This window comes from Dactylosporangium maewongense, from assembly GCF_039531485.1.
Classification (GTDB): Bacteria; Actinomycetota; Actinomycetes; order Mycobacteriales; family Micromonosporaceae; genus Dactylosporangium; species Dactylosporangium maewongense.
This window is the reverse complement of sequence record NZ_BAAAQD010000007.1, coordinates 17,444-44,151: the sequence shown is the minus strand read 5'-3', so window position 1 is coordinate 44,151 and position 26,708 is coordinate 17,444. Positions and strand designations below refer to the sequence as shown.

Here is a 26,708-nt window from a genome sequence, read left to right as displayed (position 1 = left end):
GCTGTGGACTGTCCGGCCGCCCGGCCTGGGAACCGGCCGACGTCCGCACTCTTGGGAACGGTCATCGCTTGATCTCGCCTTCGCGTTTTGGTCAGTTCGAAGGATCGAGCGGCGACCTTCTCCATACCCTCAACCACGGCCGGCCCGCGGGATCGGCTCCGCGTCCTCCGCGAAGGGCATGCCCGCCTGGATCCGCCCGCCCTGGAACGGGATTGATGCGCACCCTCGGTGCCCGGCGTCGGGGTCAGGGGCGGCGCGACAAGGTTGTGGCTGGCGGGCAGGACGAGCGCGGCGGGGAGGGGTGGCGGCGGGGTAGAGTTCCGGGTCGTGCGGGACCTGTTGCCAGAGATCGTCGTCGTTGAGGTGGCCGGGGAGGACGACTGGACGGGGGTGCTGCTGCCCGACGAGGCGGCCGGGTTGTCGCCGCGGGCGGTTGACGGGCGGCGGCGGGAGTACACCGCGGGGCGGGTGTGTGCACGGCGGGCGCTGAGCCGGGTCGGGGTGCACGGGGCGCCGGTGCTGTCGGCGCCGAGCCGGGCGCCGGTGTGGCCGGCGGGGACGACCGGGAGCATCACGCACACCAAGGGTTACTGCGCGGTCGCCGTCGGGCGGGCGCCCGAGCTGCGCGCGGTCGGGATCGACGCGGAGCGCAGGACGGTGCTGCCGGCGAACATCGTCGCGTCGATCTGCCTGCCGGAGGAGATCGCCTGGTGCGCGGAGCGGGCGGATGAGCCGTGGTGGCCGGCGGTGCACTTCAGCGCCAAGGAGACGGTGTACAAGATGTGGTCGCCGATCATGGGGACGTGGCTCGACTTCCACGACGCGAGGCTGAGCATCGACCCGGTGAACGGGACGTTCGAGGCGGCGATCCTGCCGGAGAAGCTCGACCAGGAGCCGGGGGCGCCGGCGGTGTTCCGGGGCCGGTTCGCGGTGGAGCCCGACCTGATCCGCACCGCCGGCTACATCACGCGATGATGGACGACCTGCGCCCGCTGCCGGCGGAGGTGGCGGCGCTCCTGCGGCGGGTCGGCGCGCCGCCGCGGCTCGCCGCGCACCTGCGGCTGGTGCACGACGTCGCGGCGCAGCTCCTCGACTGGCTGGCGGCACACGCGCCCGGGCTGGTCGTGGACCGGGCGGCGGTGCTGTTCGGGGCGGCCACCCACGACATCGGCAAGACCCTGCACCCGGAGGAGCTGGCGGGCCCCGGCAGCGCGCACGAGGCCGCCGGCGCGCGGATGCTGGAGGAGTTCGGCGACCTCGCCAGGTTCGCGGCCAACCACGCGCGGTGGGACCGGCCCGACGCGACCCCGGAGGAGCTGCTGGTCACGCTCGCCGACAAGGTGTGGAAGGGCAAGCGGGTCGACGACCTCGAACGCCGCGTCGCCGGCCTCCTCCCGGGCGAGCCGTGGGAGGCGTTCATGGCGCTCGACGACGAGCTGACCCGGATCGCCGACACGGCCGACGAACGCCTGGCCTTCCAGAACGCCTACCCCACGGCCTGAGCGGCGCGGGGCTCGTACCGGCGAGAGGACCGCAGCAGGGCGCGCATCGACGGCAGGTCGGCGGGGATCAGGCCCAGGGCACGGGCCTGGACGAGGATGTTGCCGAGGGCGCCGGCCTCGACCGGGCCGGCCTCGACGGGCAGCTCGCAGGCGTCGGCGGTGAGCTGGCACAGCAGGGCGTTCTGCGCGCCGCCGCCGACGAGGTGGACGACGTCGACGGGGCGGCCGGTGAGGCGCCGGGCGTCGTCGATCGCGCGGCGGTATGCGAGGGCGAGGCTGTCCAGGATGCAGCGGGTCATCGCGTACGGGTCCGCGGGCACCGGCTGATCGGTCTCCTTCAGCGCGGCGGCGATGCGGGCCGGCATGTCGCCCGGGGCCAGGAACCGCGGGTCGGTGGCGTCCACGACGCTGCGCCGGGCGGGCGCCGCGGCCGCGCCCGACAAAAGGTCGGACAGCGTGACAGCGGGTCCCCAGGCGCGCATGCACTCCTGCAGGAGCCACAGGCCCATGACGTTGCGCAGGTACCGCACGGTGCCGTCGACGCCGGTCTCGTTGGTGAAGCCGGCCTCGAAGCTGCCGGTGGTCAGTACCGGCGACGGCAGCTCGACACCGACGAGGGACCAGGTGCCGCAGGAGATGTACGCGAACCGGTCCGTGCGCGCGGGGACGCCCACGACGGCGGAGGCGGTGTCGTGCGAGGCGACCGTCGTCACCAGGGTCTCGGGGGCGTGCAGCATCGGCCCCGCGACGGTGCCGGGGTCGCGCAGCGGCGGCAGCAGCGACGCCCGGATGCCGAGCCGCGCCACCAGCGGCAGGTCCCAGGCCCCGCCGCCGGCGGTGAGCAGGCCGGTGGTGGACGCGTTGGTGCGTTCCGCGCCGATCGTGCCGCTGAGCCAGTACGTGATGAGATCCGGGATCAGCAGCAGCGTGCGCGCGGTGTCGAGCTGTGCGGTGCCGCCGGCCGCGAGGAGCTGGAACACGGTGTTGAACGGCTGGTTCGCGATCCCGGTCGCCGCGTAGTGCGCAGCGGCCGGGACCGGCGAGACGACCGTGTCGGTGCGGGCGTCGCGGTAGTGGACGGGGTTGCCGAGGAGCCGGCCGTCGCCGTCGAGCAGCCCGTAGTCGACGGCCCACGAGTCGACGCCGACGGACTGGACCGGGCCGGCCGCGTCCAGTCCGTCGAGGATCCCCTGGTACAGGCCGAGGATGTCCCAGTGCAGGGTGCCCTGGACCTGCACCGGGGTGTTGGCGAAGCGGGCGACCTCGGTGAGGTGGACGGTGCCCGACCCGACCGAGCCCACGATCACCCGGCCGGACGAGGCGCCGAGGTCGACGGCCGCGAGGCGGTTCATCGCAGGAACGCCGCGGCCACGCCCGCGTCGACCGGGACGTGCAGGCCGGTGGTGTGCGACAGCTCGCCGCCGACCAGGGCGAACACGGCGTTCGCCACGTGCGACGGCAGTACCTCCCGCTTCAGGATCGTGCGCTGGGCGTAGAACGCGCCGAGCTCGGACTCCGGGACGCCGTAGACGGCGGCGCGCTGCGCGCCCCAGCCGGAGGCGAAGATGCCGGAGCCGCGGACGACGCCGTCGGGGTTGACGCCGTTGACCCGGATCCCGTGCTCGCCGAGCTCGGCGGCGAGGAGCCGCACCTGGTGCGCCTGGTCGGCCTTGGTCGCGCCGTACGCGACGTTGTTGGGCCCGGCGAAGACGGCGTTCTTCGAGGCGATGTAGACGATGTCGCCGCCCGTGCCCTGGTCGATCATGACGCGGGCGGCCTCGCGGGCGACGAGGAACGACCCGCGGGCCATCACGTCGTGCTGCAGGTCCCAGTCGTCCACGGTGGTTTCCAGCAGCGGCTTGGAGATGGACAGGCCGGCGTTGTTGACGACGAGGTCGACGCCCCCGAACGCGAGGACCGCCTCGGCGAACGCCGCCTTGATCGCCGCCTCGGACGTCACGTCGACGGTGACGGCCACCGCCTTGTCGGAGGTACCGATCTCGGCGGCGACCGCGGCGGCCGCATCGGTGGCCCGGTCGGCGACGACCACGCAGGCACCTTCCGACGCCAGCCGCAGCGCGATGGCCCGCCCGATCCCGGAGCCGCCGCCGGTCACGAACGCGACCCGCGACGCGAGCGGCCGGGGCGCGGGGCGGCGGGCGAGCTTCGCCTCCTCCAGGGCCCAGTACTCGATCCGGAACTTCTCCGACTCGGGGATCGGCGCGTAGGTCGACACCGACTCGGCGCCGCGCATCACGTTGATCGCGTTGACGTAGAACTCCCCCGCGACCCGCGCGGTCTGCTTGTCGGCGCCGAACGAGAACATCCCGACGCCGGGCACCAGCACGATCGCCGGGTCCGCGCCGCGCATCGCCGGCGAGTCCGGGGTGGCGTGCCGCTCGTAGTAGGCCGCGTACTCGGCGCGGTACGCGGCGAACTGTTCTTCCACGGAGGAGGATGTGAGCACGAGCGGCCGCACCTTGGTCCGCAGGAAGTGGTCCGGGCACGAGGTCCCCCGCGCTGCGAGGTCCTCCAGGGCGGCCCGCGACACGAAGTCCAGCACGACGTCGGTGTCGGTGAAGTGCCCGACCTGCGGCCGGTCGCTGGACGCCAGCCCGCGCAGCACCGGCATCAGCTCCGCCGCCCGCGAGCGGCGCTCTTCCAGCGGCAGCGGCGGGTGTACGACCGGCCCGAACGGCTCCGGTCGGCCACGGGCGGCGAGGAACTCGGTCGCGGTCCGGATGATCTCCAGGGAGTTCGCCTCGCACTCGTCCGACGTGGCGCCCCACGCCGTGATCCCGTGCCCGCCGAGGATGACGCCGATCGCCTGCGGGTTGGCCCGGTGGACGGCCGCGATGTCGAGGCCGAGCTGGAAGCCGGGCCGCCGCCACGGCACCCACAGCACCCGGTCGCCGAAGCACTCCTTCGTCAGCGCCGGCCCGTCGGCGGCGGTGGCGAGGGCGATGCCCGCGTCCGGGTGCAGGTGGTCGACGTGCGCGGCCTCCACCAGGCCGTGCATGGCGGTGTCGATCGACGGTGCGGCCCCGCCACGGCCGTGCAGGCAGTAGTCGAACGCGGCGACCATCTCGTCCTCGCGCTCCACCCCCGGGTACACGCCGGTGAGCGCGCGCAGGCGGTCCAGGCGCAGCACGGCGAGGCCCGCCTCGGTGAGCGTGCCGAGGTCGCCGCCGGATCCCTTGACCCACAGCACCTCCACGTCGCCGCCGGTGACGGGGTCCGCGGCGAGGCCGACGGCCGAGGTGTTGCCGCCGGCGTAGTTGGTGTTGCGGGGGTCGGCGCCCAGGCGGCGGGAGCGGGCGATGAGGTCCTTCACGCGCCCCACCCGGCCTGCGTGCCGCCGACCCGCTCGGCGCGGACCTTCTCCAGGTACCCGGACCGCTTGTACGCGCCGATCGGGTCCGGGTCGAGGCCCATGTCCTCCCGAACCGAGCGCAGCAACGGCCGCACGTCGGTGTCGTACGCGTCCATGAGGACCTCGTTGGCGCCCAGCACGTCGCCCTCCAGCTGCGCCGCGCGCAGGGCGGCATGGTCGACGAGCAGCGCCTTCGCGGTCGCCTCCTGCACGTTGAGCACGGACCGGATCACCGCCTGGATCTTCGGCTCCAGGTTGTGGCACTGGTCGAGCATGAACGCGATCCCCTTCCCCGTCAGCGCGTCGTCGAGCACGATCTCGTGCATGATCCGGAACAGCTGGAACGGGTCGGCGGCGCCGACCATCAGGTCGTCGTCGGCGTAGAAGCGGGAGTTGAAGTCGAAGCCGCCGAGCTTCCCGGCCCGCAGCAGGACCGCGACGATGAACTCGATGTTGGTGCCGGGCGCGTGGTGCCCGGTGTCGATGACGACCTGCGCCCGCTCCCCCAGCGTGAGGCAGTGCGCGTAGGCGGTGCCCCAGTCGGGCACGTCGGTCATGTAGAAGGCCGGCTCGAACAGCTTGTACTCCAGCAGCATCCGCTGGTCGGGCCCGAGCCGGTCGTACGTCTCGCGCAGCGCCTCGGCGAGGCGGTCCTGCCGGGTCCGCACGTCGTCCTGGCCGGGGTAGTTGGTGCCGTCGGAGAACCACAGCTTCAGGTCCCGCGAGCCGGTGCGGTCCATCACGTCGACGCACTCCAGCAGGTGCCCGATCGCCTTGCGGCGGATGCCGGGGTCCGGGTTGGTGACGCTGCCGAGCTTGTAGTCGTTGTCCTGGAACACGTTGGTGTTGATGGTGCCGAGCGCGACGCCGAGGTCCCGGGCGTGGCGGGCGAGGTCGGTGTAGTCGTCGACGAGGTCCCACGGGATGTGCAGCGCCACGGTCGGCGCCACGCCGGTGAACCGGTGCACGGTCGCCGCGTCGGCGAGCTTCTCATACGGGTCCCGGGGCACGCCCTCCTGCGGGAACACCTTGAACCGGGTGCCCGAGTTGCCGTATGCCCAGGACGCCGTCTCGATCCGCTGGCCGCGCAGCTGGGCCGCGACACGCGTGCGCGTCTCCGGGGCGAGCTCTGTCATTGCAACGCTCCAAGCTGGTGGTCGAGGTTGAACACCTCGTCGAGGACGACGAAGTGCCGACCGTTGATGAAGAACTCCGCCATCTCCGCCTGCCAGCGCCGGTCGACGTCGGTGGCGTCCATGGCGGCCTGCGCGGCGGCGAAGTCCTCGGTGAGGAGATAGCCGACGAGCAGGCCGTCGTCGCGGAGGAAGAGCGAGTAGTCGTGCCAGCCCGCGTCCCGCAGCGCGGCGAGCATCTCGGGCCAGACGTGGGCGTGGCGGCGCCGGTACTCATCCAGCCGATCGGGTTTGACCTGGAGGGTGAAGCAGACCCGACGCACGCCGAACCCCCTTAGAAGTTGAACTGGTCCACGTTGGAGGCGTTGAACGTGAACGGGTCACCGAGGAGGATGGTGCCGTCCTTGCCGACGGTGAACTCGCCGAGCTTGCCGGCCTTGAACTTGTCGCCCTCCTTGCCCTTGATGACGCCGGAGGCGAGCGACGCGCCCGCGTAGGCGGCCAGGTAGCCGAGGTCGGCCGGGTTCCACAGCGCGAACGCCTTGACGGTGCCGTCCTTGACGTAGGCCTTCATCTGGTTCGGGGTGCCGAGACCGGTGAGCTGGACCTTGCCCTTGTACGTGGAGCCGGACAGGTACCGGCCGGCGGCGGCGATGCCGACGGTGGTCGGCGAGATGATGCCCTTCAGGTTGGGGTGCTTGGCGAGCAGGCCCTGCGCCTCCTGGAAGGACTTCTGGTCGTCGTCGTCGCCGTAGACGGTGTCGACCAGCTTGAGCTTGCTGTACTCCGGCTTCGCCAGCTCGGTCTTCATCATCTCGATCCAGGCGTTCTGGTTCGTGGCGTTGGCCGTCGCCGACAGGATCGCGATCTCGCCGCCGTCGGCGCCGATCGCCTCGGAGATGAGCTTGATCTGGACCTTCGCGATGCCCTCGGAGGTCGCCTGGTTGATGAAGAGGTCGCGGCACTCGGGCTTGGTGTCGGAGTCGTACGTGACGACCTTCGCGCCGGCCTTGCGGGCCTCGTTGAGGGCGCCGCAGATGGCGTCCTTGTCGTTGGCGGACACCGCGATCACGTTCGTGCCCTGCTGCGACAGCGTGTTGATGTAGCTGACCTGCGCCGACGGGCTGGCCTCGGACGGGCCGGTCTCGGTGTAGGAGCCCTTGAACTCCTCGACGGCGACCTTGCCGCCCTTGTTGTCGGAGGTGTCGAAGTACGGGTTGTTGACCTGCTTCGGCAGGAACGCGACCTTCAGGCCGCTCTTGATGGTGTCGGAGGTGGCGGTGCCGGTGTCGCCGGTGCTGCCGGTGTCGGAGTCCTCGGCGCAGGCGGTGGTGCTGAACGCGAGCGCGGCGGCTACCGCGACCGCGATGAGCTTGCCAGCTCTCATGGGATTGAATCCTTTCAGCGGGGGTCGCGCGGAAACGGGGGTGGGGGGTGTCGTTACGTGGTGCGCCGCCGGCGCAGGCGCTCGCGCGCCATGCCGATGACGTTCGGCCCGACGACCGAGGCGATGAGCAGCGAGCCGGTGATGATGGTGAGGGTGTTCGCCGGCACGTTCGCCAGTTGCAGGGCGTTGCGCAGGGTGCTGAGCAGCAGGACGGCGCCGATGACGCCGATCATGCCGCCGCGGCCGCCGAAGATGGAGACGCCGCCGAGCAGGACCGCCGCGACGACCGCGAGCTCCAGGCCGTTGCCGTTGTCGGCGCGGGCGCTGGCGAACCGGAACGTCCAGAAGACCCCGGCGAGCGACGCCATCGTGCCGGTGGCGACGAAGAGCCAGAACTTGGTGCGGGCGACCGCGATCCCGGCGAAGCGGGCCGCCTCCGTGTTGTTGCCCATCGCGTACAGGCCGCGGCCGACCGGGGTGGCGTGCAGCAGCACCCCGAACAGCACCGCGAGGACCGCGACGACGATGATCACCCACGGGATCGTGAGGCCGGGGATGGGGTCGATCGCGGCGTCGGTCCAGGCGACCGGGTAGTCGGCGACGGCCTTGTCGCCGAGGACGACGTACGCGAGCCCCCGGTACAGCGCGAGGGTGCCGATCGTGACCGCCAGCGACGGCAGCCCGAACACGGTGACGAACAGGCCGTTGACGGCGCCGAGGACCGCGCCGAGCAGCAGGCACAGCGCGATCAGCAGCGGCAGCGACGTGACCCCGTGCGCCCACAGGTCACCCATGACGGCGCAGGTGAGGCCGAGCGTGCTGGCGACGGACAGGTCGATCTCGCCGGTGATGACGACCAGGGTCATCGGCAGCGCGATGATCGCGATCGGCACGACCTCCAGAGTCACGAACCGCCAGAACCGCGGGCTGGCGACGCCGTCGATGGTCGCGGCGCCGACGACGGCGACCAGGACGAGGGCCACGAGGACCACGACGTCCCAGGAGACCACCAGGCTTCTTCTCCCGGGCGCGGCCGGCGCGGCCTTGGCCGTGGTGCTGAGCTCGGTCATTTGCCCGGGCCTCCCTGCAGGCTGCGTGCGACGCGGAGCGACAGGACCCGGTCCAGGCCGATCGCCGCGAGGATGAGCGCGCCGATCGCGGCCCGCTGCCAGAACGGGTTGATGCCGAGCACCGGCAGGGCGCTGGCGATCGTGGTGAGCAGCACGGCACCGAGCGCCGCGCCGTAGACCGAGCCGCTGCCGCCGAAGATGGCGACCCCGCCGACGACGACCGCGGCGACGACGTTGAGCTCCAGGCCGAGGCCGGCGTTGGCGTCGAGGGTGCCGAACCGGGCGACGTACAGCACCCCGGCGAGCCCGGCGAGCGCGCCGCTGGCGGTGAACGCGGCGAACACCCGCCGGCCCACCCGGATGCCCGAGAGCCGCGCCGCGGCGGGGTCGGAGCCGATCGCGTACAACTCCCGCCCGCTGCGATAGGAGCGCAGGTAGAACCCGGCGCAGAGGACGACGACGACCGCGAACAGGGTCAGCACCGGCACGCCGAGGACGGTGGCGGTGCCCATGCGCAGGAACCCGTGCGGGATGTCGGCGGCGTTGATCTGTTTGCCGGTCGCCCACCGGTAGTCGATGCCGCGGAAGACGTACAGCGTGCCGAGCGTGACCACCAGCGCCGGCACCCGGGCGGCGGCGATGAGAGCACCGTTGACCGCGCCGCACACCGCCCCGAGCGCCGTGCCGGCCAGGAGCACCACCGGGATCGGCAGCCCGGGATGGTCGAGGAACAGGGTGCCGGTCGCGAACGCCGACAGCCCGAGCACCGAGCCGACGGACAGGTCGACGTTGCGGGTGACGACCACGATCGCCTGGCCGGTCGCGAGGATCGCCAGGATCGTCGAGCCGAGCAGCAGGTCCTTGACGCTCTGCGCGTGCAGGAACCGCGGGTTGCTGATCGCGGTGCCGCCGATGAGCAGCACCAGTGCCACGAGGATGCCGAGCTCGCGGACCAGGAACACCCGGTGGGTGAGCTTCGAGGTCTTCACCTCTGCTCTGTCGAGCACGGCGGTCATGCCGCCACCTCCGCTGCGCTCCGGCGTCGGCCTGCCCCGAACCTGCCACATGATGACCGGCCCGAGCCGCTTCGCTGGGCGGTCATGTCGCCTGTCCTGTCGCCGCCAGCATCACGGACTCCTCGTCGGCTCGGGTACGGGGGATGTCGGCGGCGAGCCGCCCTTCGTGCATGACGAGGACCCGGTCCGCCATGCCGAGGACCTCGGGCAGCTCGCTGGAGACCATGAGCACGGCGACGCCCTGGTCCGCAAGCTCGCTGAGCAGCCGGTGCACCTCGGCCTTGGTGCCGACGTCGATGCCGCGGGTCGGCTCGTCGACGATGAGCACCCGCGGCGCCGTCGACAGCCACTTCGCCAGGACGACCTTCTGCTGGTTGCCGCCGGAGAGGGTGGCGACCGGGTCGCTCAGCCTGGCCGCCTTCACCTGCAGCCGCTCCGTCCAGGTGCGGGCGTCGCGGCGCTCCGACGGGCCGAGGAGCAGCCCGATCCGGCTCAGCGACCAGCGCCGCGGCAGGGTCGCGTTGCGCTCCACCGACAGCTCCATCACCAGGCCCTGCTGCCGGCGGTCCTCGGGCACGAGCGCGAGGCCGGCGGCGATCGCCGCGGACGCGCTGCCCTTCTGCAGCGGCCTGCCGTCGACGCGGACCTCGCCGGCGTCGTGCCGGTCGATGCCGAAGACGGCGCGGATCACCTCGGAGCGGCCGGCGCCGACGAGCCCGGCGAGGGCGACGATCTCGCCGCTGTGGACGGTGAACGACACGTCCTGGAAGACGCCGGCACGGGTGAGCCCGTCGACCTCCAGCCGGGCCTCGCGGACCTCGGCGGTGCGCTGCGGGTACATGGTGGAGACCTCGCGGCCGACCATCCGCCGCACGACCTGGTCGACGGTGAGCGCGTCAGCGGGGTCGGTGGAGACCCACTGGCCGTCGCGCATGACGGTGATCCGCTGGCAGAGCGAGAAGACCTCGTCGAAGCGGTGCGAGATGAACAGCACCGCGGCCCCGGCGTCGCGCAGCGACCGGGCGACGGCGAAGAGCCGCTCGACCTCGACCCCGGACAGCGCGGCGGTCGGCTCGTCCATGACCAGGATCCGGGCGTCGAACGACAGCGCCTTGGCGATCTCGACCAGCTGCTGGTCGGCGATCGACAGCCCGCGGGCCGGCCGGTCCGGGTCGAGGTGCACGCCGAGCCTGGCGAACAGCTCGGCGGACCGGGCCCGCATCGCGGCGGTGTCGACGCGGCGCAGCGAGCGCAGCGGCTGCCGGCCGATGAAGATGTTCTCCGCGACGGTCAGGTCCGGGAACAGCGTCGGCTCCTGGTAAATGACGGCGATGCCGGCGTCGCGGGCGTCGGCGGGGCCGCCGAGCCGCAGCGGCTGCCCGTCGAGCGTGATCGTGCCGGTGTCGGGGGCGTGCGCGCCGGCCAGGATCTTCACCAGCGTCGACTTGCCCGCGCCGTTCTCCCCGACGAGGGCGTGCGCCTCGCCGCCGCGCAGCTCCAGGCGCACGTCGCGCAGCGCGGCAACGGCGCCGAACGACTTGCTCACGCCCTCGAGAACCAGCACCTCGCCGTCCTCCCTTGTGAAACGTTTCATGCGATGACTACAGTGACGGTAGAAGCAGACCGTCGATGGCGTCAAGAGTTTCAATGGCGTTACCGGTTTGATACACCCTTTTCGAGTTGACACGTTTCAGAGGTACGGGAGATCGATGTCCACCACGACCGGCATCAAGGAGGTGGCCCGCCGCGCGGGCGTCTCCATCGGCACCGTCAGCAACGTGCTCAACCGTCCCGAGCTGGTCGCCTCGTCGACCCGGCAGCGGGTCCTCGACGCCATCGCCGAGCTGGGCTACGTGCGCAACGACTCGGCGCGGCAGCTGCGGGCCGGGCACAGCCGGCAGATCGCGCTCGTCGTGCTCGACGTGACCAACCCGTTCTTCACCGACGTGGTCCGCGGCGCGGAGGCGGCCGCCGAGGAGCACGGCGTCATGGTCGTGGTCTGCAACAGCGGCGAGGACGCCGGCCGCGAGCACCGCCATCTCGACCTCCTCGAGGAGCAGCGGGTCCGCGGTGTACTGATCACGCCCGTCGACGAGTCGCCGAACTCGCGCCTGGAGCTGCTCATCCAGCGCGGCACCCCGGTCGTGCTGGTCGACCGCGGCACCGGCCGGCACAGCCGCTGCTCGGTCGCGGTCGACGACGTGCTCGGCGGCCGGCTCGCCGGCGAGCACCTCGTGGAGCAGGGCCACCGGCGGATCACGTTCGTCGGCGGGCCGGCCTCCATCACCCAGGTCCGGGAGCGGCACGCCGGGATCTCCGCGGCCGTGGCCGGGAAGGCCGAGCTCTCGGTGGTCCCCACGCCCAACCTCACCGTCGCCGCGGGCCGGGCGGCCGCCGCCGAGATCGACGCCGCGGCCGGCTCCACGGCGGTCTTCTGCGCCAACGACCTCGTCGCGCTCGGCGTGCTGCAGGGCCTCACCCAGCGGGGCATCCGCGTGCCGCAGGACGTGGCGATCGTGGGATATGACGACATCGAGTTCGCCGCGGCGGCCGCGGTGCCGCTATCCTCCGTGCGACAGCCTCGGGAACAGCTCGGTCGCACCGCCACGGCCCTGCTGCTCGAGGAGATCGAGGACGACGGCCGCCATGAGCACCGCCACGTGGTGTTCCAGCCGGAGCTGATCGTCCGCGAGTCGAGTGGCCGGCCCCGCACCCGCCGGTCATCTCAGCGGGATCCTCTGAAAGGGCGGTGATCGATGCGTGTGGCACTGTTCGTGACCTGTCTCGCCGACGCGATGTTTCCGCAGGTCGGCCGGGCCACGGTCGAGCTGCTGGAGCGGCTCGGCCACGAGGTCGTCTTCCCCGAGGCGCAGACCTGCTGCGGCCAGATGCACATCAACACGGGCTACCAGCGCGAGGCCGTCCGCCTGGTCGAGCACCAGGTCGACACGTTCGCCGGCTACGAGGCGATCGTCGCGCCGTCGGGCTCATGCGTCGGCTCGATCCGCCACCAGCACGCGGCCGTCGCCCGCCGGGCCGGCCGGGTCGCGCTGTCGCACCGGGCGGAGGAGCTCGGCGAGCGCACCTATGAGCTGTCGGAGTTCCTCGTCGACGTCCTCGGCGTCACCGACGTCGGCGCCCGCTTCCCGCACCGCGTCACCTACCACCCGACCTGCCACTCGCTGCGCATGCTGCGGGTCGGCGACCGGCCGCTGCGGCTGCTGCGCGCGGTCCGCGACATCGACCTCGTCGAGCTGCCCGGCGCCGACCAGTGCTGCGGCTTCGGCGGCACGTTCGCGCTGAAGAACGCCGACACGTCCGCGGCCATGCTCAGCGACAAGCTCCGCAGCGTCCTGTCCACCGGCGCCTCGGTCGTCTCGGCCGGCGACTCGTCCTGCCTCATGCACATCGGCGGCGGCCTGTCCCGCCTGTCCACCGCTGCCCGCCCCGTGCACCTCGCAGAGATTCTGGCGGCGACATGACCTCCGTGTTCCTTGGGATGCCGGTGTACGCGCCGCGAGGTGTCGGCGCGTTGCGTGGCTCAACGTCCTTCCCGGTCGCGGCCCGGACGGCGCTCGCCGACGACCAGCTGCGGCGCAACCTGGGCCATGCCACGAGCACCATCCGCGGCAAGCGCGCCGCCGTCGTGGCCGAGGTGCCCGACTGGGAGGAGCTGCGCCTCGCCGGTGAGGCGATCAAGGGCTACGTCATGGCCAACCTCGACACCCTCCTCGTCCAGCTGGAGGAGCAGGTGACCGCCCGCGGCGGCACCGTGCACTGGGCCCGCGACGCGGTCGAGGCCAACGCGATCGTCCTCGACCTGGTCCGCGCGACCGGCGCCACCGAGGTCGTCAAGGTCAAGTCGATGGCGACGCAGGAGATCGGGCTCAACGAGGCGCTCGCCGAGGGCGGTGTCACCGCGTGGGAGACCGACCTGGCGGAGCTCATCGTGCAGCTCGGCGACGACAAGCCGTCGCACATCCTGGTCCCCGCCATCCACCGCAACCGCACCGAGATCCGCGACATCTTCCGCCGCACGATGCCTGCCGCCGCCTCGCTCTCCGACGATCCGCGCGAGCTGGCGATGGCCGCCCGCGCGTACCTGCGCGAGAAGTTCCTGACCGCTCGGGTCGCGGTGTCGGGGGCCAACTTCGCGGTCGCCTCGACCGGCACCCTCGCCGTCGTCGAGTCCGAGGGCAACGGCCGCATGTGCCTGACCCTCCCGCAGACCCTGATCACGGTCATGGGCATCGAGAAGGTCGTCCCCACGTGGACCGACCTGGAGGTGTTCCTGCAGCTGCTGCCCCGCTCGTCGACCGGCGAGCGGATGAACCCCTACACGTCCCTCTGGACCGGCGTCACCCCCGGCGACGGCCCGCAGGACTTCCATCTCGTCCTGGTCGACAACGGCCGCACCGCCGTCCTGTCGGACCCTTCGGGCCGGGCCGCCCTGCACTGCATCCGGTGCAGCGCCTGCCTCAACGTCTGCCCCGTCTACGAACGCACCGGCGGCCACGCCTACGGCTCCGTCTACCCCGGCCCGATCGGCGCCGTCCTCAGCCCCCAGCTCACCGGCGTCGAGGACAACGCTTCCCTCCCCTACGCCTCCAGCCTCTGCGGCGCCTGCTTCGACGCCTGCCCCGTCCGCATCGACATCCCCTCGATGCTGGTACACCTGCGAAACCGCCACGTGGAAGCGCGCGCCGCTTCCCCGCTCCCCTCCCCCGAGGCCATCACCATGGCCGCCATGTCCTGGGTGATGTCCCGCCCAGCCCGCTTCCGCAGCGCCGAACGCCTCCTACGCCTCGGCCGCCTCCTTGGCCGCCGCACCAACCACATCACGACCCTGCCCCCACCCCTCTCCGCATGGACCACCTCCCGCGACCTCCCCCGCCCCCCGGCCCAGTCCTTCCGCGACTGGTGGCGCACCCGCCCCGCACCACCTTCTGACACCCACCCCAACTCACCCGCCAAACCCGGTCCCGGCCTGTCTGCTGACCTCCGCCCCGTGCCGCCTTCTGAACCGCTTCCCGAGCCGTCATCTGATCCTGGTCCCAGCCCCGCTTCTGACCTCCGCCCCGGTTCGCCGGCTGATCCCCGCCCGGGGTCGCCCGCTGATGGCCGTCCTGGCGAGTCTTCTGATCAGCGGCGTGACCTCCCCCATCTCGATGCGCAGGAGGGCCGATGACTGACGCCCGCGCCGACGTGCTGGCTCGTATCCGGGCCGCGCTCGGGCCCGACCCGGCCGTGCCCGCCGTGCCACGGGACTACCGGCGCGTGGGGGCGGTGCCGACCGGCTCCCCCGAGCTGCTGTCCCTGCTCGCCGACCGCCTGACCGACTACAAGGCCACGGTCGTCCCCACCACCCCCGCCACGCTCGAGACCGACCTGCGCGCCGCCCTCGCCGCCACCATGCCTCCCGGCGGCCGGCTGATCGTGCCGCCGGCCCTGCCGTTCGAGCTCCCCGGCGCCCACGTCGACGACGGCACCCTCACCCCCGCCGACCTGGACACCTTCGCCGGCGTCGCCACCGCCTGCGCCGCCGCGTGCGCCGAGACCGGGACGATCGCCCTCGACGGCAGCCCCGACCAGGGCCGCCGCGCGATCACCCTCGTCCCCGACCGCCACTTCTGCGTGGTCCGCGCCGACCAGGTCGTCCGCACCGTCCCCGACCTGCTCGCCCGCCTCACCCCGACCCGCCCCCTGACCCTCATCAGCGGCCCCTCCGCCACCAGCGACATCGAGCTCAACCGCGTCGAAGGCGTCCACGGCCCCCGCACCCTGGTCGTCCTCCTCGTCCACTAGCACCCCCGCCGCGCCCAGAACCACCCCCGACCCAGCTGAAGCAGCCCCCAGCGCCGGCGAAGCTCCGCCCGACCCGACCGAAGCTCCTCCACAAACTGCGTCGACCGGGGCGGCCCTCGGTGGGAGTGCGTCGAGCACGAGATCGATCGGGAAGAGTGCCAGCTGGACCGCCGCGACCCGCATGCGGGCAGCTGATCGCGATCGACGGTGAAGACACGCAACGTGCGGAACCACAACAGCCGGCCGGGCAGTGGACCAGTCAGCAGGCCGGGCAGCGCGCGAAACCGCAGCAGTGGGCCGGGCAGTGGGCGGAGCCACGGCAGCAGGCCGGTCAGCGGGCTGGGCTGCGAACCGAGCTGCGGTGTGTGGCCTGTTGGACGGTGGCGGGCGGAGGCGGGCCAGCTTCAAGGCGTGGCGGGCGGTGAGTCCGTGCGTGCGCGCCTCAGCGAACTCGGCCCTGGCCCGCCGGCGTTCCTCGCGGCGACGGGCGTGCTGGCCGGCCACCAGATCAGATCGACACGTCTCAGACAATGGCAGAGCGAACATGCGCCGCCTCCCCCGATTGGCGCTGCCCCACCATTCTCCCTCCCGCGCAACGCCGAATCCAGTCGCGTCACGCTGTGCGAGGGAGCCGGCACACGCCGGATCAGTACCGGCGAGGGGGTGTGAGGGTCAGGCGGTGCTGGATGCGGTCGAACTGGTGCGGGGCCAGCTGGGCGGTCGTGGCGAACTCGGAGAGGCTGGTGAAGCCGCCGCGGCGGTGGCGTTCGGAGAGGACGTACGCGACGCGGGCGGCGTCGAAGTCGTCGAGGGTGGCGAGCAGCGTGGCGTCGGCGGTGTTGACGTCGACAGACGCGGCGGTCGGCGTCCAGGGTGTCGGGGCGGGCCACGGGGTGGTGGAGGTCGACGGGATCGGGTCGACCGTGAACTGCTGCGACGTGAACCCGCCGGACTGGGCCGGAAAGCCGGCCGACGGCGTGGCCTGCGGACCGAAGCCGGCGGGCGGCGACTGCGCGGGGAAACCGGCCGCCGGCGTCGCGTACGGATTGAACCCGGCGGGCGGGGTCGCCTGGGCAGGGAAACCGGCCGGCGGCACGGAATACGGCACCGCGGACGCCGGACCCACCGGCGAACCGAACGCCGCAGGCGAACCGAAGGCGGCCGGAGACCCGAACGCCGCGGGTGACCCGAAGGCGGCTGGGGAGCCGAAGGCAGCGGGAGAGCCGAACGCCGCCACGGCGCGGCGCTGCTCCAGCCAGCGGAGCCAGTACACGTTGAGCACGAACGAGTGCACGACGCACACCACCCACAGCACGAGCCACAGCGCCGCGAAGCCGCCGCCGCTGGAAGGATCGTCCGGCACCGTGGCCTTCTCGGACAGCACGACCATGGCGGTGCCGATGAGGAGGTACCCGACGCCGCAGCCCCACCACGCCGGCTTCCGGGCGCGCAGGCCGACGAGGACCAGGCCCGCGCCGCTGAAGCAGCCGAACCCCAGGATCGAGATGAGGACCCACCAGCTCTGCAGGAGCTTCCAGCCGAAACTCGGGCGGGCGGCGGGTGCCGGATACATCAGGTCCTCCTGTCAGGCCGGGCGGCCAATGCATCGACGCTGGTCGCCCCGCGAACACTAACAGCGGGCGGCCCAGGCCGTTGCCCACAGCACCGCCCACCAGAACGACGATCGGGAACACACAGCCGACCGGGGTCAGGACGCACCCGCCCAGGCCCACGCCGACGTCCACAGCGCGGTGGTGAAGGCCGCGCCGACCAGGACCAGCATCGTCCAGGCGCGTAAGCGGAGGGCGCGGCGCAGGCCGGGACGCTCGGCGGGCAGCGCGAACACCCGGGTCGGCCAGTGCCGCCAGGACACGTCGGCGAACACGGCGGCGGCAGCGCAGTACAAGAGCAACACCGCGATGAAGACAGCACTGCCCGTCAGTGTGAGGATGACGGCGGCCGTGGCCAGCAGGGCGGCGACGATCGGGACGACCTTCCAGCGGTTGCCCTGGGCGAGCAGCGTCAGCAGCTCCTCCAGCTGGTCGTCGCCGAGCCCGGCGCGGGCCAGCTTCGGCTGGACGACCAGCAGGCTGTAGCCCATCGAGCCGCACCACATGGCGGCCAGGCCGAGATGCGCGGTGAGCAGCAACGACAACACCATGCCCGGCAGCGTAACCGCCGGGTACGACAACTTCAGGCGGTGAACTTCCAGTGCCACGGCTCGCGGGGCGTGTTCTCGGTGAAGCCGAAACGGCCGCCGTTGGCCCGCATCCAGGCCTGCGCCTTGGCGTCGAGGTCCAGGTCGACGGCGAGGCCCCAGCCGTGGTCGCTGGTGCCGGGCTTCGCGGCCAGGCCGCCCTGGGAGTAGAGGCCCTTGCGGCGGGCGAGGTCGACCTGCTCGTCATAGCTGCGGTACGAGTCCGTGATCCCGATCTTCACGCCGTCGCGCTGCGCCGCGCGCAGGAGGCTCTCGAGCGCGGCCGCGGCCGGGGCGGCGAGGCGGTGCCCGGTCGAGCCGACCTCGGCGAGCGCCGTGACGGGGATGCGGCCGTTGTCGTAGCGGTCCTGCAACGACGTCGCCGCCGACAACGCGGAGGCGAAGGACGACTCCGGCGCGGCCTGTACAGCAGGAGGCGGGGTCAGGGCGGCGAGCTGCGAGCGGATCTCTGCCATCCGGGTGGCGATGCCGGTGATGCCTTCCACACGCACCGCATCGGCACCCGGAGGCGCGACTTTAGTGAGGAAGGACGCCGTAGATGAGCGCGGTCGACCCGGAGCCCTTCGCGTTGATGAAGCCGCCGCACAGGATCGACCCGCCGGTCGCCGGGAACTTGGCCAGGTTGGCCAGGATCTCCAGGCTGATGCGGTGCCGCCGGTACACCAGCAGCGACGCCCTGAAGTCGGGGTCGGTGCCCAGGTCGGGGCCGAACGTGTCGATGCCGGTGCCGCCGTTGCGCCCGATCCGGCCGGTGTCGATGAACCACTGGACCGTCTCGGGTGCGAAGCCCGGCTGGTGCAGGACCCCGTCGGCGTCGAGGTTCGGGAACGCGTCGGTCCCCCACTTGTACTCCCAGCCGGTCCACATGATGATCATCGACTCGTCGGGGATGCGGCCGTGCCGGCGCTCCCACTGCTTCACGTCGTCGACCGTCAGCGCGTAGTCGGCGTTGCGGGCGCACTTGTTCCGCACGTCGATCTTGACCGCGGGCAGGAACAGGTCGTTGGGGTCGAGGTCGTCCGCCAGGGGCTCGCCGGCGTTGAAGTGCCCGGGCGCGCCCCAGTGCGTGCCCGTCGCCTCGCCCTCGCGGACGTACTGCAGGTAGTAGCCCTCGTTCTCGATGGTGGCGATGGTCTCCAGCTCGAACGCCGGGTCGCCGGGGTAGATGTTGGTCGTCGCCGGGTCGTTGACGTGCGACAGGCTGATCAGCCGGGTCTTGCCGGGCTTCAACGCTGGGCCCCCGCTCTCGCCGGCCGCCGCGGTGCCGGCCAGGCCCGCGGCGCCGGCGACCGCACCGCTCGCCGCCGCTGTCAGAAGATGTCGTCGCTGCATGGTCGTTTAGCCCCTCGCGTCCGTGTCCAGGTGCCGACAAGCCACATTGCACCGCCGCACCGGCCCGCGCAAGATCTGCCGCTGTACCCGGCGTGGCGAGACCTTCGACCCAGTGCGACGGACGCGCGTCTGCCTAAATTCAGCCACGGAGGGAACCAACGGGCGGGTCCGATACGACTAATAGACAGACGAGTGGGGGTTGCGCGTGTCGAAGCGCCAGCGGGACTCGCGCGAATACGCGCGACGGATGCGACTGATCCAGGAGCGGGCGACCGCCAGGCGGGGCAGGATGCGCAAGGCGACGGCCGCGATCGCCGCCGTCCTGGTCGTGTTCGCGGTCATGATCGTGACCAAGCTCGGCGGCGCCGGGGGGCCCGAGACCAAGCCCACACCGGCCTTCCCCACCGGCGAGGCGGCCGCCGCGATCGTCGCGCAGTTGACGTCCGTGCCGCCCGCGGTCCTCGACCAGGTCGGCGTCGGATCCGCCGAGATCCTGCCGAAGGCGGTCACCGGCCAGCCGGTGCTCACCGAGGGCGGCAAGCCCCTGGTGCTGTATGTCGGCGCCGAGTACTGCCCGTTCTGCGCCGCGCAGCGCTGGCCGGTGGTCGTCGCGCTGTCCCGGTTCGGGACGTTCAGCGGCCTGACGATCACCGCTTCGGCGTCCGACGACGTGTACCCCGACACGCCGACGGTGTCGTTCCACGGCAGCACGTACACCAGCGACGTGCTCACCTTCCAGGGCGTCGAGACCAGCGGCAGGACCCGCAAGGGCGGCTCGTACACGCCGCTGGACCAGCTGACCCCCCAGCAGGCGCAGCTGGTGCAGAAGTTCAACGCCCCGCCCTACGTGGACGCGAAGTCCGCCGGATCGATCCCATTCGTCGACTACGCCAACCAGGCGATCACCTCCGGCGCGACGTTCAGCCCGGAGCTGCTCGCCGGCATGACCGCCGAGCAGGTGACCAAGGCGCTGTCCGACCCCGGCAGCGAGATCGCGAAGGCGGTCAACGGCAACGCCAACGCGATCACCGCCGTGCTGTGCAAGGTGACCGGCGGCAAACCGGCGAACGTCTGCACCTCCCAGGCCGTGACCGCCTTCCAGGGAAAGGTCTGAGCATGACCGAGACCACCACCGACCAGCTGGTGCAGCGGTGGGTGCCGCCCGTTTCGCTGGTGCTGTCCGTGCTCGGCCTGGGCGTGTCCGCGTACCTGACGTATGAGCACTTCACGTCGTCGACGACCCTCGCCTGCCCGGACACGGGAGCGCTCAACTGCCTGAAGGTCACCACCAGCGAGCAGTCCGCGGTGTTCGGCATCCCCGTGGCGGTGCTGGGTCTGCTGTACTTCGTCGCCATGCTCGCCCTGTCGGCGCTGTGGCGGACACCCCGACGGGACGTGCGGCTCGCCCGCCTCGCCTGTACCGGCGTCGGCGTGCTGTTCGTCGTCTGGCTCGTCTACGCGGAGCTCTTCACCCTCGACGCGATCTGCCTGTGGTGCACGGCGGTGCACGTCCTGGCGATCGGCCTGTTCGCCGTCACGGCGCTCGGCACGGCGTATGCCGACCCGGCGGATTTAGCGTAGAACCGCGGGGAACTTTCCGGCGGTCCGGGGCGACTACCCGGTTGACCTTGTCGTTCCTGCCCGAGAGGACAGCCCGCATCATGCGCCTGACCCACGTGGTCCGCGCGGGTGTCGCCGTCGCCGCGGCCGCCGCCGCTGCACTCGCCTTCCCCGCCGCCGCCTCCGCTCACGTCACCGTCAACCCCAACACCGCCACGCAGGGCGGCTACACCAAGGTGACGTTCCGGGTGCCCAACGAGCGCGACGACGCCTCCACCACCAAGCTCGAGATCGCGCTGCCCACCGACAAGCCGATCGCGTCGGTGTCGCTCAAACCGCTCCAGGGCTGGACCGCCGTCGCCGAGACCAGCAAGCTCGCCACACCGATCAAGACCGACGACGGCGAGCTCACCGACGCCGTCTCCAAAATCACCTGGACCGCGTCAGCCGGCGCGGAGATCAAGCCCCACCAGTTCCAGGAGTTCGACGTCTCCCTCGGCCCCCTGCCGACCACCGACCAGATCGTCTTCAAGGCCCTCCAGACCTACTCCACCGGCGAGATCGTCCGCTGGATCGACGAGCCCGCCGCCGGCGCCGAGGCCGAGCACCCCGCCCCCGTCCTCAAGCTCACCAAGAAGTCCGACGCTGCGGCATCCGGGGCCTCCGCGGCACCTGCCACTTCGGTCGCCGCGAAGAACGATGACGGCGGCAGCGGCGACGGTACGGCCATCGGCCTGGGCATCGCAGGCCTCGTCGCCGGCCTGGCCGGCCTGGTCGTCGCCGTCCTGGCCCTCCGCCGCTCCCGGACGTCCTGAGGACAGCACCCCCGCTTGATCGAACAGCGGATCCGGTCACCACCACGACCGGATCCGCTTTTTGATCACCGCAGCCACCGGCTCACAGGTGGCCCTGGGTCACAGTGGGAGCCAGTGCCCTGAGCGCGGAGCGGTTGCTGCCAGTCACCCAGTTGCCACCGACTCCGCAGCGAGGGCTCGAACAGCGGCCTCGAGTTCGGTGCGGGTGACTTTGCGGCGAGCGACGGCTGCCACGTTGCCGGCCCGGTCAAGGACGACGGTGTTCGGGAGCGTGCGGGGCGAGATCGCGGGAAAGATCAGCGGAATCTCACCGGCCGGATCGAACAGGCTCGGGTAGGTCAAATGGTAGGCGTCGACAAACTTCCTGGCCTCGTCGCGGTCATCGTTGATGTTCACGCCGAGCATGCGCACGCTGAGGCCAGCCGTGGCATCGGCGACGGCCTGCAGGTCCGGTGCTTCGTCACCACAGGGCGCACACCAGGACGCCCAGAAGTTGACGACCACGACGGAACCACGCCATTCGGCAAGGCGGAAGGCGCTGGTGTCGAGGAGTTGCCCGGTCAGCGCCGGCGCGGCCTGACGGCTCGCCGGCGGAACTTGGACGATGGCGGCAGCGGAGGGACGCGCTGCGACGTCCCCCGGGCCGCTTGTGGTGGCCGTGTCCTGCAAATACCACGCCGCCGCCAGGCCGACTGCGACGATTGTGCATGCAACAACGCGATGATGTGTGGACACCATGCCCCCTTGGAGGTCGACACACCTCTCGAAATTCGTGTAGACGGTAGCCCATCCCTGCCTCTCATCTGAGCCGCGCCGCCGGAACGCACGCCGTCGATCGCCTCCGCGTCCGGATCACGCTCGGTGCAGCGCTGCCGCCATCATCTGGTGCCGTACCTCGGTGCCCGGAAGCTCAAGGACCTGACCGCCACGGACGTTGACCGGTGGCTCGCCGACCGGGCGAAGGTCCTCAGCACGGCAACTCTGGGCAGCCTGTTCTCGTGCCTCAAGCGGGCGCTGCGGCGAGCGATGGCCCGCGGGCATGTGAGCCGCAACGTCACCGCGCTGTGCGACCTGCCGAAGGGGCAGCCGGGCAGGCCCTCGAAGTCGCTGACGATGGAGCAGGGCACCGCGTTGCTGGAGGCCGCCAGGGACACGCCGCTGTATGCCTACGTGGTGCTGTCCCTGCTCACCGGGTTGCGTACCGAAGAGGTGCGGGCGCTGCGCTGGGAGCTGCTCGACCTCAAGGGACGGCCGGACGACACGCCGCCGGTGCCGCCGTCGGTGTCGGTCTGGCGGTCCGACCGGGTGGGCGGGGACACCAAGACCCCGAAGTCACGGCGCACGCTCGCCCTGCCGGCACTCTGCGTCTACGCGCTTGAGCTGCACGGCCAGGAGCAGGACAAGGCGCGGCGGCGAGCTGGCGACTCATGGCACGAGACCGGCCTGGTGTTCGTGTCGGCCGTCGGTACGGCGCTCGACGCCGCGAACGTCCGGCGATCCTTCCGCCGGGTGGTGAAGGCGGCCGGGCTGGCGGCCGACGACTGGACACCGCGCGAGCTACGGCACAGCTTTGTGTCGATCGCGTCCGCACACGGGATGACCCTGGAGCAGATCGCCGACCTCGTCGGGCACGCGGGGACGAGGGTCACGGAGGCGGTCTACCGCCACCAGCTCCGCCCGGTGCTGCTGAATGGCGCCGAGGTCATGAACCAAATGTTCGGCTTGCCTGGTGGGACGGCCGCAGCACGTAAGCCCCTGGACAACCACAGCGGTGGCGAGATACTAGAACCAAATGATGAAGGCTGACAGCTCGCCGCCTTCCCGTAACGCCGGGTTCGTCGCCGGATTCGGCGTCTATCTCGCGCTGGACGTGACGTCACCCCTCTGGCTGCCTGGATACCCCGACTGGCAGAAAGCTCCGGCAGCCGCATTGGTCGCCCTCGCCGTGGGCAAGATCGTTCAACGCATCGCTCGTCGATTGAAAGACCGATGACGGTGATGGCGTCGCGGCGCCTCCGGGCCGCTGCCGCGCCGTAGACCCCCTGTTAGACCCCCTGCATACCAAAAGGCCCGTTCTCGATCTCCGAGAACGGGCCTTTTTGCTGGTGGGCGATACTGGGTTTGAACCAGTGACCTCTTCCGTGTCAAGGAAGCGCGCTCCCACTGCGCCAATCGCCCTAGCTTGGGGTGCCTCACCGTGGTGTGGCCTTTCCGAGGTGGGAACGGGATTTGAACCCGTGTACACGGCTTTGCAGGCCGTTGCCTCGCCTCTCGGCCACCCCACCGTGGTCACTTGTTCCCGAGCGGACGACGAGATTCGAACTCGCGACCCTCACCTTGGCAAGGTGATGCGCTACCAGCTGCGCTACGTCCGCACCGCCTGGCCTGTCTTGCACCCGGCGACGGATGCAAACTCTAGCCGACCGCCAACCGTCATGCCAAACCGGTATCCGGATCCGGCGCGTCGGGGTGGGGTCAGCCGGGTTGTGCGGTGAGGCCGGCGCAGGTCTGGAGGCTGTCGTACCGCTGGCTGAGCTTGGTGGCAGCGGCGCCGGTGAGCAGCTTGGGCTGGCCGGTGTCGGAGACGACGGCGGGCAGGAACTCCCGTTTGGTGACCTTGCGGTCCCGGACGGTCAGGCGCAGGACGCCGGTGTCGGTGCTCTTGGAGGTGCCGTACCAGAGGAAGTTGGCCATCCCGTAGGCGACGAACGTGGAGCCCAGCCAGCCCGATCCCTGCAGGGTGTGGGCGTGGGAGCCGATGATCAGGTCGGCGCCGGCGGTGGAGAGCTTGGCCGCGAAGGTCTTCTGGGCGCTGTTGGCGCAGCTGTTGCCTTCGTCACCCCAGTGGTTGAAGACGATGACGAGGTCGGCCTGGGCGCGGGCGGCGGCGACCGCGGCGGTGGCGCGGGCGGTGTCGAACGCCATGGCGATGCCAGGCTTGTCGGGGCCGGCGGCCCAGGTGGAGGCGAGCTCGCTGACCTGGTTGAAGCCGAGCACGGCGATCTTCACGCCGCGGACGGTGGTCAGCCAGGGCCGGTACGCCTCGTCGATGGTGGCGCCGGCCCCGAACGCCGGGTAGCCGGCCTTGTGGACGGCGTCCAGGGTGTCGAGCAGCCCGACCCGGCCGTAGTCGAGGGTGTGGTTGTTGGCGATGCTGACCGCGTCGATCCCGGCCGCCTTGAGGGCCTCGATCGCGACGGGTGTGGTGCGGAAGTGGTACGTCTTCGGCTCCTCGGTCCCGCGGGACGTGATCGCCGTCTCCAGGTTGACGATCGTGAGGTCGGCCGAGGACAGCTGCGACGCGATCGGGCCGAAGGCGGTCGCCGGGTCCGCGAGCAGCTTGGCGGTCCGGTCCATGAAGTGCACGTCGCCGGCGAAGGCGAGCGTCAGGTCGACCGGGGTGGGCGACGGGGAGGCCGAAGCCGGCGCGGCGGTCGCCGGGGCGGACGACGGCGCCGGGGCGGAGGGCGCCGCGGTGGCCGTGCAACCGGCGATGAGCAGCAACGGCGCCGCGAACATCATGCGTCTCACGGAGTCACGCTATCGGGTGACCGCCCCCCTCGGTGAACGCCGCGCGACGATGCGCTAGAGTCTTCACCAGCAACGCGGACGTAGCGCAGCTGGTAGCGCATCACCTTGCCAAGGTGAGGGTCGCGAGTTCGAATCTCGTCGTCCGCTCCAAGAAACAGGATTCAAGAACCGCCTTCGATGGACCACGGTCCAACGAAGGCGGTTTTTCAGTAGGGTAACGCCCTCCGCCGGGCCACCGGAATCGGTGTGGAAGGCGCCTTCGCCAGCAGCCACAGTGGGTTCGAGACGCCCGCGAGCGTGCCGTTCTTGAGCCGGACCTGCGAGCGCACGTAGGTGCCGGGCTGCAGCAGCACCGACGTGTCGGCCGTGATCTTCGTGGACGGTGAGAGGCCGCTGCCGAGCTTGCCGGTGACGACCTCCAGCTTCGCGCCCTTCGGCAGCTTCGTCGCCGTCACGTCGACCTTCACGGGCGCCGCGCCCACCAGGACCGCGCCCATGTAGGAGACACCGCCGACGCGGAGGTCGAGGGCGCCGCGGAACGAGACGAGGTCGGTGAACCAGGCCGCCCCGGCCGACAGGGCGCGCAGCAGGTCGGCGCGGCTCTTCGACGGGGACCAGACGTGGCTGACGAAGTGGTCCTCGTTGGCGGCCCAGTCGGTGGCGTCATGGTCATCGCTGCTGCCCAGCGCGGTGAAGAAGACGCAGTTGCGGGCGGCGACGTCGTACACCCAGAGCAGATCCTCGACCGGGTCACGGCCGATCTCGACGAGGTCGGCGCCCAGGGCACTCCGCGTCACGATCAGCTTCGCCAGCTCGTCGCGCTTCGCCACGTCCATCGGATGGTTCCAGCAGACGAGGCCGCCGTGGGCGTGCAGGCGGCGGACCATGGACCCGGTCAGGTCGGGGTCGTTGTCGCGCAGCGGCGGGCTCGGGAACGGCGGGAGGGTCAGGTCGCCGCCGAACCAGTTCAGGTGCCTGACCATCGAGACCTCGAGGGCCCGGAACTGGGTGACGTCCGGGTAGCGTTTCGCGACCGCGGCGATGACCTCGGCGCGCAGCTGCTCGCCGGCCTGCCCGGCGCGGCGGGCGCGGTCGAAGGTGAGCCGGTCGACCACGAACCGGGCCTGCCGGACCTCCAGCGCCAGCCCCGTGAGGGCGTTGTCGCCGGCGGTGATGTCGGGCCACAGCGCCGCGATGTCGTCGCACAGGTCGAACGTCAGCGACTGCCACACGCCCGCCTTCACGGGGCGCGTCACCGTGCCGACCGCCTTGTCGGCCTTGTGCGTGACCAAGGTCGCGCCGCCGATGTCGTACCGCAGCCGCAGCACCCCCTTGCCCGGCTGGTCGGACAGCTGGATCTCCAGCGTCAGCGACCCCCCGGCGAGCTGCTCGGGCAGCACGTCCAGGGTGAGGGTGGTGTCGGCGACGCAGGCGTTCGCCATCGCGTTCCAGGCGATGCCCTCCATGCGCAGCGTGCCGCCGCCGGTTGCGCTCAGGCGCAGCGCCTTGCCGGTGCCGTCGCGCGGGGAGTGCGGCGAGGCGACGAAGTCGGCGGCGTGACCGCGGGGCTTGCCGGCGAGGTGCTGTCTCCACGTCCAGCCGAGGCCGTGCTCGGGCTCGGAGGCGCCGTCGAAGTGCACGGCCTGGCGGTGCCCGGCCGCCGCGATCCGGAAGTCGTGGTCGGTCCACCAGACCACGTCGACCTTGTGCTTGCGGGCCTGCTCCAGGTGCGCGGCGTAGCTGGCGAGCCCCTCGCTGAACGGCCCGTGAATGTGCGTAGCCATGCTGACCGGCAGCAGCGCGCCGGCCGAGGGTGCCGCCGAGGCGTCAGTGGCGACTCCCGCGCCCGCGCAGGCGGCCGCGAGCAGCACCGCGCGCCGGCTCAGCCCCGCTGCGTGATCCACTCCGTTGACGTTGCCCCGCCGCCGCCCTCACCCGCAGGTGAACAGCGAAACATCCGTGTTAT

The 26,708-nt window shown here is 71.6% G+C and carries 24 protein-coding genes, 4 tRNA genes and 2 pseudogenes; 12 read left to right on the top strand and 18 right to left on the bottom strand.

The window, feature by feature from the left end; genetic code table 11:
* The first annotated feature begins 327 nt into the window (after positions 1-327).
* Entirely contained in the window at positions 328-975 is a 648-nt protein-coding gene (locus tag ABD332_RS18970) for a 4'-phosphopantetheinyl transferase family protein (protein WP_344503302.1), read from the top strand.
* Complete coding sequence (locus ABD332_RS18965; protein ID WP_344503301.1) at positions 975-1,502, top strand: HD domain-containing protein; 528 nt, start codon at positions 975-977, stop codon at positions 1,500-1,502. The genes ABD332_RS18970 and ABD332_RS18965 overlap by 1 nt, the downstream gene beginning before the upstream one ends.
* On the opposite strand, the gene ABD332_RS18960 is transcribed toward ABD332_RS18965, so the two are convergent.
* The 8 genes from ABD332_RS18960 to ABD332_RS18925 form a co-directional block, all read right to left on the bottom strand.
* Positions 1,487-2,854 (bottom strand): rhamnulokinase, encoded by a 1,368-nt coding sequence (locus tag ABD332_RS18960; RefSeq protein WP_344503300.1) that lies wholly within the window; start codon positions 2,852-2,854, stop codon positions 1,487-1,489. The genes ABD332_RS18965 and ABD332_RS18960 overlap by 16 nt on opposite strands.
* Positions 2,851-4,836, bottom strand: coding sequence for a bifunctional aldolase/short-chain dehydrogenase (locus ABD332_RS18955; protein WP_344503299.1), 1,986 nt, complete (start codon positions 4,834-4,836; stop codon positions 2,851-2,853). Before ABD332_RS18955 ends, ABD332_RS18960 begins: the two co-directional genes overlap by 4 nt.
* Positions 4,833-6,011: an L-rhamnose isomerase gene (gene rhaI / locus ABD332_RS18950; RefSeq protein ID WP_344503298.1), complete on the bottom strand. Its 1,179-nt coding sequence runs from the start codon at positions 6,009-6,011 to the stop codon at positions 4,833-4,835. The genes ABD332_RS18955 and rhaI overlap by 4 nt, the downstream gene beginning before the upstream one ends.
* Entirely contained in the window at positions 6,008-6,331 is a 324-nt protein-coding gene (locus ABD332_RS18945) for an L-rhamnose mutarotase (protein WP_344503297.1), read from the bottom strand. Before ABD332_RS18945 ends, rhaI begins: the two co-directional genes overlap by 4 nt.
* 11 nt (positions 6,332-6,342) lie before the next feature.
* Positions 6,343-7,395 carry a rhamnose ABC transporter substrate-binding protein gene (gene rhaS, locus ABD332_RS18940; protein ID WP_344503296.1) on the bottom strand — a complete coding sequence of 351 codons (1,053 nt, stop codon included), beginning with the start codon at positions 7,393-7,395 and terminating at the stop codon, positions 6,343-6,345.
* A gap of 53 nt (positions 7,396-7,448) precedes the next feature.
* The gene (locus tag ABD332_RS18935) at positions 7,449-8,465 is read right to left on the bottom strand and encodes an ABC transporter permease (RefSeq protein ID WP_344503295.1); all 1,017 of its coding nucleotides are present in this window, start codon (positions 8,463-8,465) and stop codon (positions 7,449-7,451) included.
* Positions 8,462-9,481 (bottom strand): ABC transporter permease, encoded by a 1,020-nt coding sequence (locus tag ABD332_RS18930; protein WP_344503294.1) that lies wholly within the window; start codon positions 9,479-9,481, stop codon positions 8,462-8,464. The genes ABD332_RS18935 and ABD332_RS18930 overlap by 4 nt, the downstream gene beginning before the upstream one ends.
* An 82-nt stretch (positions 9,482-9,563) precedes the next feature.
* The gene (locus tag ABD332_RS18925) at positions 9,564-11,075 is read right to left on the bottom strand and encodes a sugar ABC transporter ATP-binding protein (RefSeq protein ID WP_344503293.1); all 1,512 of its coding nucleotides are present in this window, start codon (positions 11,073-11,075) and stop codon (positions 9,564-9,566) included.
* A 115-nt stretch (positions 11,076-11,190) separates the two neighbouring features.
* On the opposite strand from ABD332_RS18925, the gene ABD332_RS18920 reads away from it, so the two are divergent.
* The 4 genes and pseudogenes from ABD332_RS18920 (at position 11,191) to ABD332_RS18905 (ending at position 15,286) form a co-directional block, all read left to right on the top strand.
* Positions 11,191-12,234, top strand: a complete 1,044-nt coding sequence (locus ABD332_RS18920) for a LacI family DNA-binding transcriptional regulator (RefSeq protein WP_344503292.1) — start codon at positions 11,191-11,193, stop codon at positions 12,232-12,234.
* A 3-nt stretch (positions 12,235-12,237) separates the two neighbouring features.
* The gene (locus ABD332_RS18915; protein ID WP_344503291.1) at positions 12,238-12,963 is read left to right on the top strand and encodes a (Fe-S)-binding protein; all 726 of its coding nucleotides are present in this window, start codon (positions 12,238-12,240) and stop codon (positions 12,961-12,963) included.
* Positions 12,960-14,414 (top strand): annotated as a pseudogene (locus ABD332_RS18910) (LutB/LldF family L-lactate oxidation iron-sulfur protein); the annotation flags it as partial. The gene ABD332_RS18915 and the pseudogene ABD332_RS18910, both read left to right, overlap by 4 nt.
* A gap of 251 nt (positions 14,415-14,665) precedes the next feature.
* Entirely contained in the window at positions 14,666-15,286 is a 621-nt protein-coding gene (locus ABD332_RS18905) for a LutC/YkgG family protein (RefSeq protein ID WP_344503290.1), read from the top strand.
* A gap of 646 nt (positions 15,287-15,932) precedes the next feature.
* Here ABD332_RS18905 and ABD332_RS18900 read toward each other — a convergent pair.
* The 4 genes from ABD332_RS18900 to ABD332_RS18885 all read right to left on the bottom strand — a co-directional run bounded on the left by ABD332_RS18900 (position 15,933) and on the right by ABD332_RS18885 (position 18,836).
* Complete coding sequence (locus ABD332_RS18900; protein WP_344503289.1) at positions 15,933-16,859, bottom strand: type II secretion system protein GspK; 927 nt, start codon at positions 16,857-16,859, stop codon at positions 15,933-15,935.
* Between the two features lie 135 nt (positions 16,860-16,994).
* Positions 16,995-17,447 carry a hypothetical protein gene (locus ABD332_RS18895; protein WP_344503287.1) on the bottom strand — a complete coding sequence of 151 codons (453 nt, stop codon included), beginning with the start codon at positions 17,445-17,447 and terminating at the stop codon, positions 16,995-16,997.
* A gap of 32 nt (positions 17,448-17,479) precedes the next feature.
* A complete protein-coding gene (locus tag ABD332_RS18890) occupies positions 17,480-17,995 on the bottom strand; it encodes a M15 family metallopeptidase (RefSeq protein WP_344503286.1) in 516 nt (171 codons plus the stop codon).
* Between the two features lie 25 nt (positions 17,996-18,020).
* Positions 18,021-18,836: a cyclase family protein gene (locus tag ABD332_RS18885; RefSeq protein ID WP_344503285.1), complete on the bottom strand. Its 816-nt coding sequence runs from the start codon at positions 18,834-18,836 to the stop codon at positions 18,021-18,023.
* Between the two features lie 247 nt (positions 18,837-19,083).
* Here ABD332_RS18885 and ABD332_RS18880 point away from each other — a divergent pair, with 247 nt between their 5' ends.
* The 3 genes from ABD332_RS18880 to ABD332_RS18870 all read left to right on the top strand — a co-directional run bounded on the left by ABD332_RS18880 (position 19,084) and on the right by ABD332_RS18870 (position 21,211).
* Complete coding sequence (locus tag ABD332_RS18880) at positions 19,084-19,950, top strand: DUF929 family protein (RefSeq protein ID WP_344503284.1); 867 nt, start codon at positions 19,084-19,086, stop codon at positions 19,948-19,950.
* 2 nt (positions 19,951-19,952) lie between these two features.
* Positions 19,953-20,417, top strand: a complete 465-nt coding sequence (locus tag ABD332_RS18875) for a vitamin K epoxide reductase family protein (RefSeq protein ID WP_344503283.1) — start codon at positions 19,953-19,955, stop codon at positions 20,415-20,417.
* A gap of 77 nt (positions 20,418-20,494) precedes the next feature.
* On the top strand, positions 20,495-21,211 hold the full coding sequence (locus ABD332_RS18870; protein WP_425552252.1) for a DUF1775 domain-containing protein: 717 nt from the start codon (positions 20,495-20,497) through the stop codon (positions 21,209-21,211).
* A 144-nt stretch (positions 21,212-21,355) separates the two neighbouring features.
* Here the strand turns inward: ABD332_RS18870 and ABD332_RS18865 are convergent, their stop codons facing one another.
* Entirely contained in the window at positions 21,356-21,946 is a 591-nt protein-coding gene (locus ABD332_RS18865; protein WP_344503281.1) for a TlpA family protein disulfide reductase, read from the bottom strand.
* A 99-nt stretch (positions 21,947-22,045) separates the two neighbouring features.
* On the opposite strand from ABD332_RS18865, the pseudogene ABD332_RS18860 reads away from it, so the two are divergent.
* Positions 22,046-22,933: pseudogene (locus ABD332_RS18860) on the top strand (site-specific integrase); the annotation flags it as partial.
* Positions 22,934-23,003: 70 nt separating this feature from the next.
* The gene (locus tag ABD332_RS18855; protein WP_344503280.1) at positions 23,004-23,204 is read left to right on the top strand and encodes a hypothetical protein; all 201 of its coding nucleotides are present in this window, start codon (positions 23,004-23,006) and stop codon (positions 23,202-23,204) included.
* 110 nt (positions 23,205-23,314) lie between these two features.
* On the opposite strand, the gene ABD332_RS18850 is transcribed toward ABD332_RS18855, so the two are convergent.
* From ABD332_RS18850 to ABD332_RS18835, 4 genes are all read right to left on the bottom strand, one after another.
* Positions 23,315-23,389: transfer RNA gene (locus ABD332_RS18850), tRNA-Val, on the bottom strand.
* A 36-nt stretch (positions 23,390-23,425) separates the two neighbouring features.
* Positions 23,426-23,496, bottom strand: a tRNA-Cys gene (locus tag ABD332_RS18845).
* A 17-nt stretch (positions 23,497-23,513) separates the two neighbouring features.
* Positions 23,514-23,586 (bottom strand) — tRNA-Gly (locus ABD332_RS18840).
* Between the two features lie 100 nt (positions 23,587-23,686).
* Positions 23,687-24,733 (bottom strand): CapA family protein, encoded by a 1,047-nt coding sequence (locus ABD332_RS18835; RefSeq protein ID WP_344503642.1) that lies wholly within the window; start codon positions 24,731-24,733, stop codon positions 23,687-23,689.
* Between the two features lie 83 nt (positions 24,734-24,816).
* Between ABD332_RS18835 and ABD332_RS18830 the strand changes: the two genes are divergently transcribed.
* Positions 24,817-24,892: transfer RNA gene (locus ABD332_RS18830), tRNA-Gly, on the top strand.
* Between the two features lie 56 nt (positions 24,893-24,948).
* On the opposite strand, the gene ABD332_RS18825 is transcribed toward ABD332_RS18830, so the two are convergent.
* Positions 24,949-26,646, bottom strand: coding sequence for a CehA/McbA family metallohydrolase domain-containing protein (locus ABD332_RS18825; protein ID WP_344503279.1), 1,698 nt, complete (start codon positions 26,644-26,646; stop codon positions 24,949-24,951).
* Positions 26,647-26,708 lie beyond the last annotated feature (62 nt).